10 protein-coding genes are annotated in these 12,168 nt (G+C 72.0%); 6 read left to right on the top strand and 4 right to left on the bottom strand.

Annotated elements, in window-relative coordinates; all coding sequences use genetic code 11:
- Positions 1–39: 39 nt before the first annotated feature.
- Positions 40–1,125 (top strand): S-(hydroxymethyl)mycothiol dehydrogenase, encoded by a 1,086-nt coding sequence (locus AC5L35_RS21815; RefSeq protein ID WP_495061514.1) that lies wholly within the window; start codon positions 40–42, stop codon positions 1,123–1,125.
- Entirely contained in the window at positions 1,122–1,757 is a 636-nt protein-coding gene (locus AC5L35_RS21810; protein ID WP_495061513.1) for an MBL fold metallo-hydrolase, read from the top strand. Before AC5L35_RS21815 ends, AC5L35_RS21810 begins: the two co-directional genes overlap by 4 nt.
- Before the next feature lie 76 nt (positions 1,758–1,833).
- Here AC5L35_RS21810 and AC5L35_RS21805 read toward each other — a convergent pair whose 3' ends face one another.
- Positions 1,834–2,991 (bottom strand): MFS transporter, encoded by a 1,158-nt coding sequence (locus AC5L35_RS21805; protein ID WP_495061512.1) that lies wholly within the window; start codon positions 2,989–2,991, stop codon positions 1,834–1,836.
- Positions 2,988–3,962: an S-methyl-5-thioribose-1-phosphate isomerase gene (mtnA, locus tag AC5L35_RS21800; protein WP_495061615.1), complete on the bottom strand. Its 975-nt coding sequence runs from the start codon at positions 3,960–3,962 to the stop codon at positions 2,988–2,990. The genes AC5L35_RS21805 and mtnA overlap by 4 nt, the downstream gene beginning before the upstream one ends.
- 99 nt (positions 3,963–4,061) lie before the next feature.
- On the opposite strand from mtnA, the gene AC5L35_RS21795 reads away from it, so the two are divergent.
- The 4 genes from AC5L35_RS21795 to AC5L35_RS21780 all read left to right on the top strand — a co-directional run bounded on the left by AC5L35_RS21795 (position 4,062) and on the right by AC5L35_RS21780 (position 9,247).
- Entirely contained in the window at positions 4,062–5,111 is a 1,050-nt protein-coding gene (locus tag AC5L35_RS21795; protein WP_495061511.1) for a gamma-glutamylcyclotransferase family protein, read from the top strand.
- An 83-nt stretch (positions 5,112–5,194) separates the two neighbouring features.
- Positions 5,195–6,538, top strand: a complete 1,344-nt coding sequence (locus AC5L35_RS21790; RefSeq protein WP_495061510.1) for an MFS transporter — start codon at positions 5,195–5,197, stop codon at positions 6,536–6,538.
- A gap of 172 nt (positions 6,539–6,710) precedes the next feature.
- Positions 6,711–7,907, top strand: coding sequence for a cytochrome P450 family protein (locus tag AC5L35_RS21785; RefSeq protein ID WP_495061509.1), 1,197 nt, complete (start codon positions 6,711–6,713; stop codon positions 7,905–7,907).
- 134 nt (positions 7,908–8,041) lie between these two features.
- Complete coding sequence (locus AC5L35_RS21780; RefSeq protein WP_495061508.1) at positions 8,042–9,247, top strand: cytochrome P450 family protein; 1,206 nt, start codon at positions 8,042–8,044, stop codon at positions 9,245–9,247.
- A 26-nt stretch (positions 9,248–9,273) separates the two neighbouring features.
- Here AC5L35_RS21780 and AC5L35_RS21775 read toward each other — a convergent pair whose 3' ends face one another.
- Both AC5L35_RS21775 and groL read right to left on the bottom strand, forming a co-directional pair.
- Complete coding sequence (locus AC5L35_RS21775; RefSeq protein ID WP_495061507.1) at positions 9,274–10,392, bottom strand: amidohydrolase family protein; 1,119 nt, start codon at positions 10,390–10,392, stop codon at positions 9,274–9,276.
- A gap of 10 nt (positions 10,393–10,402) precedes the next feature.
- A complete protein-coding gene (gene groL / locus AC5L35_RS21770; protein ID WP_495061506.1) occupies positions 10,403–12,091 on the bottom strand; it encodes a chaperonin GroEL in 1,689 nt (562 codons plus the stop codon).
- Positions 12,092–12,168: the final 77 nt, after the last annotated feature.

The raw sequence follows: 12,168 nt of genomic DNA, 5'->3' as shown, positions 1-12,168 counted from the left end.
GGGGGAACAGACCCGAACACGAGTTGGGGAGGACGAACAATGCCGCAACAGGTCCGCGGGGTCGTCGCGCTGAAGAAGGGCGAGCCCGTCTCGCTGGAAACGATCATCGTTCCGGATCCGGGTCCGGGCGAGGCGGTCGTCCAGGTGCAGGCCTGCGGGGTCTGCCACACCGACCTCCACTACCGCGAAGGCGGGATCAACGACGAGTTCCCATTCCTGCTCGGCCACGAGGCGGCCGGGATCGTCGAGTCCGTGGGCGAAGGCGTCACCGAGGTCGAACCCGGTGACTTCGTCATCCTCAACTGGCGGGCGGTCGACGGCACCTGTCGCGCCTGTCGCCGCGGCGAACCCTGGTACTGCTTCTCCACCCACAACGCGGCACAGAAGATGACGCTCGAGTCGGGCCAGGAGCTCACCCCGGCGCTCGGCATCGGCGCGTTCATCGAGAAGACACTCGTACACGCCGGGCAGTGCACGAAGGTGAACCCCGCGGTGAAGCCGGAGGTGGCCGGGCTGCTGGGCTGCGGCGTGATGGCCGGCATCGGGGCGGCGATCAACACCGGCAAGGTCGGGCGTGGCGACTCCATCGCCGTCATCGGCTGCGGCGGCGTGGGCAACGCCGCGATCGCCGGAGCGAAGCTCGCCGGCGCCACCACGATCATCGCGATCGACGTGGACGAGCGGAAGCTGCAGTGGGCGAAGGAGTTCGGTGCCACGCACACGATCAACTCCCGCGAGCAGGACGCGGTGGAGGGCGTACAGGCGCTGACCGACGGCAACGGCGCCAACGTCGTCGTCGACGCGGTGGGCCGGCCCGAGACGTTCAAGCAGGCCTTCTACGCCCGCGACCTGGCCGGCACCGTGGTGCTCGTCGGCGTGCCCACCCCGGACATGACGGTCGACCTGCCGCTGATCGACGTCTTCGGCCGCGGCGGCGCCACCAAGTCCTCCTGGTACGGCGACTGCCTGCCCTCGCGCGACTTCCCGATGCTCGTCGACCTGCATCTGCAGGGCAGGCTGCCTCTCGACAGGTTCGTCAGCGAGACGATCGCTCTCGACGGCGTCGAGGCCGCGTTCGAGAAGATGCACAAGGGCGAGGTGCTGCGTTCGGTGGTGCTGTTGTGACCCCGCCCGGCCCCATCGACCACGTCGTCACGTCCGGGACGTTCTCCCTCGACGGCGGCACGTGGGACGTCGACAACAACGTCTGGATCGTCGGCGACGAGAACGAGGTGCTCGTCATCGACGCGGCGCACGACGAGCTGAAGATCGAGGAGGCGGTCGGCGGCAGGCGGGTGGTCGCCGTCGTGTGCACCCATGCGCACGACGACCACGTGAACCGGGCACCCGCGCTGGCCGACCGGTTCTCCGCCCCGATCCTGCTCAACCCGGCCGAGGCGCCGCTGTGGGAGATGACCCACCCGAACCGGCCGCCGGACCGGGAACTCGCCGACGGCGACGTGGTGAGCGCGGGTGGGGTGGAGCTGCGGGTGCTGCAGACACCGGGCCACTCCCCCGGCTCGTCCTGCCTGTACGCGCCCGAACTCGGCACCGTCTTCACCGGCGACACCCTGTTCAACGGCGGGCCGGGTGCCACCGGACGGTCGTACTCCAGCTTCGACACGATCATCGAGTCGATCCGCGAGAAGCTGCTGACGCTGCCCGGCGACACGGTCGTACGCACGGGCCACGGCGACCCCACCACGATCGGCGAGGAGCTGCCCCACCTGGAGGAGTGGATCACGCGCGGCCACTGAGCCTCGATGTAGCACCTTGGTGCTACCGGGGGCGGTGGAGCAACCGCCGGGAACCTGATTGGTTCACCTGCCATGCTCACCGCCCCCACCTGGCATTCCGCCGCACTCCGGCGGCGGCGCCACACAGCACGGCCGACAGCGCGAACGCCGCGCCGTAGCCGAAGGGCTCGGCCACCGCCCCGAGGCCCAGCGCACCGAGCCCGGTGCCCGCGTCGAAGGCGATGTTCCAGGCCGCGCTGGCCGTGCCGTAGCGGGCACTGCCGAAGGCGGTGAACAGCGCGGTCAACGCGTCGTTCTGCACCAGCCCGAAGCCCACCCCCACCACTCCGGCCCCGACGACCAGCAGGGTCCCGCCGCCCAGCACCACGACACCGGCCTCCACCGCCATCCCGACCGCCGCCAGCAGCAGCCCGGGCCCGAGCAGCCGGCCGCCCCAGCCGCGGCGGTCCACCAGGTGTCCGGCCGCGAGCCGCCCGAGCAGCGCGCCCATGGCCGTGGCCAGCAACGCCATCGCGACGAGCAGGCCGGCGCCGGGCACGACGAGTGGGAGGAACGTGATCAGCCCGCCCTGCGCGATCGAACAGCAGACCATGGCCAGCAACGGACCGAACGCCGATCGGGCAGGAGACACCACCGGGGCCGCCGCGGCGGGAGCGCGCGGACCCTCGCCCCGCGGCACCCGGATCGCGGGCACGAGGAGCGCCCCGAGCAGCGGCGCCACCCCGGCGGCCACGAAGACCACGGTGAAGCCCAGCTCGGCGACCACCGCCACCCCCGCGGCGAGCAGCCCGAGCTGCGGCAGCCCGACGGCGAGGCCGTACCGGCCCGCGGCCCGTCCGTGCTCGGCGCGCGGGACGAGCTCGGCCACCAGTGCGCTCCCGACCACCGTGACCAGCCCGAACCCGATCCCCCGCACGGCGGAGACGGCGAGGATCAGGTCGAGGTCGGGCGAGAGCGCGAGCAGCGGCGCCGGCGCGCCGAGCAGTGCGAGCCCGAGGCCCAGCACCCAGCGGTGGCCGGCGCGCACGAGCAGCCACGGCACGCCCAGCTGGGTGACGACCGTGACCAGCATGAGTACGCCCGTCGTCGCTCCGGCTCCGAGCGCGCCTGCGCCTCCGTACACCGCCCAGAGCGGCACCACCGGCAGCAGCAGGGCGTACCCGCTGAACCCGAGCACGGTGGCACCGAGCATCAACCGGAACGGCACGCCGGAGATCCCGGTCGTGATCGTCACCCTCCGGGCCGCCAGACCCGTTCCTCCGTGACGACGGCCGTCACCAGGTCGGCAGGCGTGACGTCGAACGCCGGGTTCCAGGCCGCGCTGCCGGTGGGCGCCATCTTCGTCCCGCCGACGACGAGCACCTCATCGGCCGCGCGTTCCTCGATCTCGATGGCGGCGCCGTCGGCGGTGTCCGGGTCGAGCGTCGACTCCGGGGCCGCCACGACGAACGGGATGCCGGCCCGGGCGGCGGCCAGCGCCAGCGGGTACGTACCGATCTTGTTGGCGACGTCGCCGTTGGCGGCCACCCTGTCGGCGCCGACGACGACGGCGTCCACGAGCCCGCGGGCGATGATCGAGGCGCCGGCACCGTCGACGACCAGGCGGAACGGCACGCCCATCTCGGCCAGCTCCACCGCGGTGATCCGGGAGCCCTGCAGCAGCGGTCGCGTCTCGTCGGCGACGACGTTGGCGACGCGCCCCGCCTCGTGCAGCGACCGCACCACGCCCAGCGCGGTGCCCCACTCGACGCAGGCCAGTGCCCCGGCGTTGCAGTGCGTGTGCAGCCGGAGCGGGGCGGGCCCGCACAGTTCGGCGAGCAGTGCGGCGCCCCTCGCCCCGATCGCCCGGCAGGCGGCCACGTCCTCCTCGACCACCACGAGTGCCGCGGCGAGCACCGCCTCCGGGCCGTCGGCCGCTGCCGCCATGGCGCGGCGCACGCCGACCGCGAGGTTGGCCGCGGTCGGCCGGGCCGCTGCGAGCCGGGCCGCGACGGCGGTCAGCCCGGCGCCGGTGACGGACCGGGCCGCGAGCGCGACACCGAGAGCCCCGGCCGCACCGAGCGCCGGGGCGCCCCGCACGACGAGCCGCTGGATCGCGTCGACGAGCCCGTCCGCGGTGTCGATCTCGACCACGCGCAGCTCCGGCAACGCCGTCTGGTCCACCAGCACGATCCGGCCGTCCACCCAGTCGATCGTCCGTGGCAACACGTGACGAGCGTAGGACTCCCGGGCCCGTCATGTGCGGCCCAGCACCCGGCTCCGCCGCGAGCCGGGAGCGCGGGGTGATCGGGTTACGGTCGGGGGGTGTCCTGGCCCGATGCCGACTTCCCGGCCGATCCCTACCCCGGCGCCGTCCCTCCGTTCTCGTTCGTGCATCTCGACGAGGTGTCGCATCCCCTGCGCCCCCATCCGCGGGCGGGCTGGGCCCTCGAGGACGGCACACCGCTGGACACCTGGCTGGCCGACCGCGGCACCGCTGCGGCCGCGGAGCGCATCCCCGTGCTCGCCTACGGCTCCAACCGCTGCCCCGGCAAGATCACCTGGTTGCGCCGCGAGCTGGGACTGGGCCCCGAGCCCGTCGTGGCGCTGCGGGCCCGTACCCGTGACGTCGCCGCCGTCTGGGCCTCCGGGTTGCGACACCGCGACGGCCAGCGCCCCGCCGTGCTGGCCGCCTCGCCGGGCACCGTCGAGGACCATGCCGTGTGGCTGGCAACGCCGGAGCAGATCGCGGTACTGGACCGCTGCGAAGGTCGCGACGACCGCTTCCGCCTGGCCCGGCTGCGCACCGGCGAGGTACGGCTCGAGGATCAGACCCTGGTCGACTCGCCGTGGTGCTACCTCGGTCTCGCCGCCACCCGGCGCCCGCTGCTCGTCGGCGGCGCACCGGTCCGCTGCGCAGACCTGCCTCAGGACGCGGCCGTCGAGCTGACCGGGGACCCGGCCCCCGGCGACGGTCTCGACGCCGACACGGTGCACGGCGACCCGCATCCCGACGAGTGGCCCGGCGCGCTCTTCACCTACGGGCTGCTGCAGCCGGGAGACGTCTCCTGGCACCGCGTCGCCCCGTACCTGGGCGGCGACCCACAGCGCGGCACCGTGGACGGCACCGTGCTCGACACCGGACGCGGGTTCCCGGCGTTGCTCCCGGGCACCGGCGGTCGCACTCCCGGCTGGCTGGTTCCGCTGCGCGAGCCGGCCGCCGTCCTCCCGGTGCTCGACGAGTACGAGGGCCCCGAGTACCGCCGCGTCCGGATGGCCGCGACACCCGGACAGCAGTCCTGCTGGGTGTACGCGTGGTCGGCCCCGTCCGACGGCATGGCACGGCTCGACGCCGGATGGCCCCCTCCGACCTGATCTCTCCCCTTTCGCCCGTCCTGCGACGGCCACCCGTCGGAACTAGCGTCGAGCGGCATGTGCCAACTCGAGGGTGATCGAGAATGAGCGTCGACGAACAGTCACAGACCGTGACGCAGCCGGACGAACGGACGGTGCGCCGGGCCGTGGCGGGTGCAGCCATGGGCAACGCCGTCGAATGGTTCGACTACGCCATCTACAGCTATCTCGTGACGAGCATCGGGCTCAACTTCTTCCCGGACGCGGACCCCACCGCGCAGACCCTGCTGGTCTTCGCCGGCATCGCGATCCCGTTTGTGCTGCGGCCCTTCGGCGGCGTGCTGCTCGGGCCGCTCGGCGACAAGTTCGGCAGGCGCCGGGTGCTGGCCATCACGATCATCATGATGTCGGGCGCCACGTTCTGCATCGGCCTCATCCCGAGCTACGCCACGATCGGCATCGCCGCGCCCATCCTGCTGCTGGTCGCCCGCCTCGTGCAGGGCTTCTCCACCGGCGGCGAGTACGGCGGGGCGGCCACGTTCATCGCCGAATACGCACCCGACCGCCGACGCGGCTTCTACGGGAGCTTCCTCGAGTTCGGCACGCTCACCGGCTACGTGCTGGGCGCGAGCCTCGCCACGGCCGTCCAACTCGGGCTGTCTCCCGAGGCGCTGAGCTCATGGGGCTGGCGCGTCCCGTTCCTGATCGCCGGGCCGCTCGGCGCCATCGGGTTCTACCTGCGGCACCGGCTCGAGGACACCCCGGCGTTCCGCAGCGCCGCCCAGGCGGGCGAGACCGCCGAGGCCCCGTTCCGCGAGGTCGTCCGAGCCGTCTGGCCCCAGATCCTCAACCTCATCGGCTTCGTGATCCTGCTGAACGTCGCCGTCTACACCCTGCTGACGTACATGCCCACGTACCTGACGCAGGTCCTGCAGATCAGCGACACCGAGTCGCTGCTGGTCATCATCGGCGTGATGCTGGGGATGATGGTCGTGATCGCGCCGGTCGGCGCGCTGTCGGACCGGATCGGACGCAAGCCGGTACTGCTCGCGTCGGCCGTCGGGTTCCTGCTGCTCAGCTACCCGGCGATCGCGCTGATAGGGATGCGCGACCCGCTGCCGGTCACGCTCGGCATGGTGATCCTGGCGCTCCTGCTGGTGCTGATGCTGGGCACGATCGGCTCGGCGCTGCCGGCGATGTTCCCCACGCGCAACCGCTACGGCGGCTTCTCCATCGGCTACTCGACGTCCACGGCGGCGTTCGGTGGCACCGCGCCGCTCGTCATCACCGCGTTGATCGACGGTACCGGCAACACGGCGATCCCCGCCTTCTACCTGATGGGCGCCGCGGCGGTGGCGATCATCCCGATCCTGTTGATGCCCGAGACGGCGCGGATCTCGATCTCCCACCCGACGAGGATTCCGGGCACGGAGCACGTTTCCGACTGACCCGGCCGCAATGGCGTTGGTCACAGGGACTCACCGGGAACAGCCCGTTACCGTGACTCCCCATAGTCGACGAGTCATGCCCGAGCGGCGTCGATTCGGTGTCGGCGTCCTTTTTCGGGGGGTTCCGTTGTCCACTGCCCACGGGCCGGCATCCGTTTTCCTGACCACCGACATGGCGGAGCGCCATCGGCTGTACGCCGAGATGAGCCGCTCCGGTCCGGTGCACCGCGTGACGCTTCCCCACGGGGAGACGGCATGGCTCGTCACCGGCTACGAGCAGGCGCGGGCCGCGCTGGTCGAGCCGCGGCTGGCCAAGAAGGAGCCGCCGTTCGCCGATGACCTGGACCCGGCCCTGCGCTCGGCCATCAACAGAAGCATGCTCAACGTCGACATGCCGGAGCACGGGCGGCTGCGGCGGCTGGTGGCGGCAGCGTTCACCCGGCGCCGGGTGGACCGGCTCGCGCCGCGGATCCAGCAGCTCACCGACGAGCTGCTGGAACCGCTGGCCGCCAGGGCCGCGGACACCGAGGTCGACCTCATCGCCGAGTTCGCCTATCCGCTGCCGGTCGCGGTCATCTGCGAGCTGCTCGGCGTCCCGGAGACCAAGCGCGAGAACTTCCGCAAGTGGTCGTGGGCCGACGTGAACGCCTCCGTCATCGGGCTGGAGGCGTACGCCGAGGCCGCCACCGCGTTCGTCGACTACCTGCACGACCTGATCGCGGCGAAGCGTGAGCAGCCCGCTGACGACCTGACCTCGGCACTCGTCGCCGCGCGCGACGGCGGCGACCAGCTCACCGAGGACGAGCTGACGTCGATGATGTACCTGCTGCTGGTCGCAGGGCACGAGACCACCGTCAATCTCATCGCCAACTCGGTGGACGTGCTGCTGGCACAGGACGGGGCGTGGGCGCTGCTGGCGGCGGAGCCGGAACGGGTACCGGCCGCGGTCGAGGAACTGCTGCGCTTCAACGGTCCGGTGCAGACCAGCACGCTGAGGACCGCGGTGGAGACCTTCGAGTTCGCCGGCACCGCGATCGAGGCGGGCGACACCGTGCTGGTGGGCCTGCTGGCCGCCAACCGCGACCCGGGCCGCCCCGGCGCGCAGGTCCTGGACCTGTCGCGCTCCCCCAACCAGCACATCGCCTTCGGCCACGGCATCCACCTCTGCCTGGGAGCTCCGCTGGCCCGGCTGGAGGGCCAGATCGCACTGACCAGCCTGCTCACCCGCTTCCCGGACCTGCGGCCCGCCGCGGACGAGATCCTCGCCGACCCCGGCCTGCTCATCAACGCACTGCGGGCACTGCCCGTCACCACCCGCCCGGCGCAGAATCGGTGGGCCGAAAATGCAACGGACAATCCGGTTCGATGAATACTGCCAGCCGGCTGTTCGACCATTCTCGGGCCGTCTGAGGAGTTTGCGCAGCTCGCCGAGCCGAGACTGTTTCCGTACCCTCGATTTCGCACTGTCGGCGGACGAGCCGGCGACGGATTGCGAGGTTCATCGTGCCCACTGACCACGTGGCCAGCCCATTCCTGACGACAGATATGTGCGATCGGCACCGCGCATACGCCGAGCTGATCCGCTCGGGTCCGGTGCACGAGGTGACCCTGCCCCACGGCGCGCAGATGTGGCTGATCACCGGCTACCAGGAGGCGCGCGCGGCGCTCACCGACCCACGGATCGCCGCGGCCGAAACACCCCTGGCCCACTTGCTGGATCCGGCGCTCCGGGCGGCCACCGAGAGCTCCATGCTGAGCATGGACGGACCGGGGCACGCCCGGCTGCGCAAGCTGGTGACGGCCGCTTTCACCCGACGGCAGGTGGAGCGGCTCGCACCGCGGATCCAGCAGATCACCGACGAACTGCTCGCACCACTCGCCGACCGGGGCTCCCCCTTCAACCTGCTGGAGGAGTTCGCCTACCCGCTTCCGGTGGCCGTGATCTGCGAGCTCCTCGGAGTTCCGGAGGATCGGCGGGGAGACTTCGGGACATGGTCGCAGGTGATCGTCAACGGCATGGTTATGGGGGTTGAAGCCCTCTCTGCTGCGCTCACCGAGTTCGTGGACTACCTCCGCGAGCTCATCGCCCTCAAGCGCGCGGAACCGGGCGATGACCTCGTCACGGCGCTGATCGCGGCGCGCGACGGCGGCGACCGGCTCAGCGAGGACGAACTGACCTCGATGATGCAACTGCTGCTGGTCGCCGGGCACGAGACCACGGTGAACCTCATCGCGAGCGCGGTGCACGCCCTGCTGAGCACGCCCGGCGCCTGGAACCTGCTGCGCGCCGAGCCCGAGCGGGTGCCGGCAGTCATCGAGGAGGCGCTGCGCTTCAACGGTCCGGTACAGACCGCCACGGAGCGCGTCACCACGGACGACGTCGAGATCGCCGGCACCACCATCCCGGCCGGTGCCCACGTCCGGGTGGCCCTGCTCGCGGCCAACCGGGACCCGATGGCGTGCCCCGCCGCCGAGGACTTCGACGTGACGCGTCCGCCCGGTCAGCACCTGGCGTTCGGCTACGGCATCCACCTCTGCGTGGGCGCGCCGCTCGCCAGGCTGGAGGCCCGCATCGCGCTCACGAGCCTGCTCACCACGTTCCCCGGCCTGCGCCTCGCCGTGCCGCCGCAGGACGTGCCCGCCGCCCCGGGAGTGCTCATGAACGGGTTCGCGACGATGCCGGTGATCCCCGGGCCGAAACCGCACTGAGCGGGAGACCCGGTGGCCGCCGGGTCTCACGCTCCGGCTGCCACCACCGGGGACGCCGACACGGGACGGCCGATCCGGTACAGCCGCGCGGCGTTGTCCCCCAGCACCGCCCGCTTCGCCGACGTGTCGAAGCGCGGGTAGCGGTGACGCAGCTCGTCGGGGAACCGGTAGGCCGCGAGCTCGCGCACCAGCCGGCCGGGCCGCACCAGCGGGTACCCGCTGCCGAACAGCAGCCGGTCGGCCCCGAAGGCCCGCAGCAGCGCGCCGAACGCGTGGGCGAAGTCCTCCGACCCGATCCACGGCAGGATCTCGGTGAGCAGGACGTACACGTTCGGCAGCTCGGCCAGCCTGCACAGCCGCTGCTCGGGCAGGCATCCCGCTCCCAGCACGAACCGGACGCCGGGGAGTGCCTGGGCCAGCGCACGGAACTGCCCCGCGTCGAAGCCCGCGGGGGCCACCCGCTCTGCCTCCCTCGTACGCGCGGGCAGCGCCGAGCCCGCCCGCACAGGTTCCGCCCAGCCCGGCACCCGGGGCGGACGGTCCCGCCCCGCGCCGGGTGGCCGCGGCGGGGTGCCGCCGTCGTCGCGGCGCCACGGCGCGGGCAGCGTCGACGGGCCCACCCCGATGTGCACGACGTCCGCCCCGGCCGCACCGCACCGGGCGAGGGTGCGGCGCAGCCATGGCTCACCCAGCCGCAACCGGCCTGCGGGACGACGCCGCTCGCACAGCGTCAGCCCGCGCAGGTCGAACCGCCGGACCCGTGGCCCCAGCCCGCGCGCCCCCGGCTGCCCCCCGCCGGGGTCGAGCTCGCCGCTCAGCACGAACCGGCCGGGCATCCAGCCCGCCATCTCGGCATGCCACTCCAGCGGGCTGAAGCCGAGCACGAACAGGTCGCCGAGCACCACGGGCTGCAGCACCGCCCGGTCGACGTGACCGCCCTCGAAGACGTCACGCCTCAGGCTGTGCTCGGAGACGCGCTCCACCTCGTGTGGCGGCACGCCGGCACCGTCGAGCTCCTGGTGCCTGCGCAACAGGTCCGTGGCGTAGGCCTCGCCGTCCGGGATCGCCTGGTTGTGCGGGCTCGCGTCCCACACGTGTACCTGGGCGTCGACGACGAGGATCCGCTGCCCCCCGACGGTGTACATGGCGGCGGTACTAGCCGACCGACGGCCCGAGGCCCATGGACTGCGGAGTACTGGAGTCCGGTGAGGGCTGCGGGATCCCCTCGTCGAGAGGCCCGAACTCGGTCATCAGCGACTTGTTCCAGGGCGTGACCTCCTCGGCCACCAGCGAGTTGGTGGTGAGGATCAGGCCGGCGACCGACGCGCCGTTCTGCAGCGCTGAGCGCACGACCCGCAGCGGGTCGATGATGCCCATCTCCACCATGTCCCCGTAACGGCCCTCCAGCGCGTCGAACCCCTCGTCGACGGCCATGGCGGCCACCTGCTTGACCACCTCGTCCCCGTCGTAGCCCGCGTTGGAGGCGATCAGGTGCACCGGCTCGGAGAGTGCGCTCCGGACGATCTCGACACCGATCCGGTAGTCCCCGGCGACATCGAGCCGGTCGAGTACGGGTTCGGCGTGCAGCAGCGCCGAGCCACCGCCCGCCACGATGCCTTCCGCGATCGCGGCCCGCGTGGCCTGCAGCGAGTCGTCGACGCGGTGGCGGACCTCCTTGGCCTCGGCGTTCGTGGGCGCCCCGACGGAGATGATCGCCGCCTTGCCCGAGAGCCGCGCGATACGCGAGGAGAAGAAGTCCTCGTCGGTGCCGATCGTGGCCCGCGCCAGCTCGGCGCGCAGCTGGGCCAGCCGCATCTCGAGTGCCTCGCGGTCCCCGGCGCCGCCGATGATGGTGGTGCTGTCGCTCGTCACCTGGACCTGCCTGGCCCGGCCGAGGTGCTCGGTGGTGATCTGCTCGAGCGCGAACGAGGAGCTGCGGCTGTGCACCTTTCCCCCGCACAGGGCCGCCATGTCCTCGAGCAGGTGGATGCGCTTCTCCCCGAACCCCGGCGCCTTGATCGCGACGGACTGGAAGGTCCGGTTGACGTGGTTGTGCACGAGCATCTGCAGGGCGGTGCCCTCGACCGTCTCCGCGATGACCACCAGCGGGCGGCGCTCCGCCCGCATGATCCTGTCGAGCACCGGCATGATCGACTGCACGTCCTTGATCTTCTCGGCCGAGAAGAGGATGTACGGGTCGTCGACGATCGCCCGGAGCGTGCCGGGGTCGGTCACCATGTACGGCGTCACGTAGCCGTTGTCGAACTCGTAGTCCTCCACGAACGACACCCCGAGGCCCAGTACCGGCGTGTCCTCGACGGTGACCACGCCGTCGTCGCCCACGGTGTGCAACGCCCGTGCCACGGCCCGGCCGATCGCGTTGTCGTCGTTGGCGGAGATCGCGGCGACGCGCGCGTAGTCCTCCTCCGTCGACACGGGATGGGCCACCGCGGCGAGCCGCTCCACGAGCGCCCCGACCGCCATGTCGATGCCGCGCTTGACCAGCACCGGGTTCCCACCCGCCGCGATCGCCTTCATCCCCTGCTGGACGATGGCCTGCGCGATGACGGTGGCGGTGGTCGTGCCGTCGCCGACGGTGTCGTTGGTCTTGACCGCGGCTTCCTTCACCAGCTGGGCGCCCATGTTCTCGAACGGGTCACGCAGGTGGATCTCGCGCGCGATGGTCACACCGTCGTTCGTGACCTCGGGGGACCCCGTGATCTTCTCCAGGATGACGTTGCGGCCCTTCGGGCCGAGGGTGCTCTTGACGGCCTCGGCGAGCTGGTCGACGCCGGCCTGTAGCAGGCGGCGGCCTTCCTCGCCGAATCTCAGTTCCTTGGCCATTGCGGGGACCTCCAGAGACGTTGGTCTGCGGCGCGGGTGCGGATCAACGAAGGCCGGGCCGCCGCCCGCGAGGGGAC

The organism is Pseudonocardia sp. OZ21, assembly GCF_059359135.1.
The sequence above is the reverse complement of the archived record's forward strand: the minus strand, read 5'-3'. Positions and strand labels throughout refer to the sequence as shown.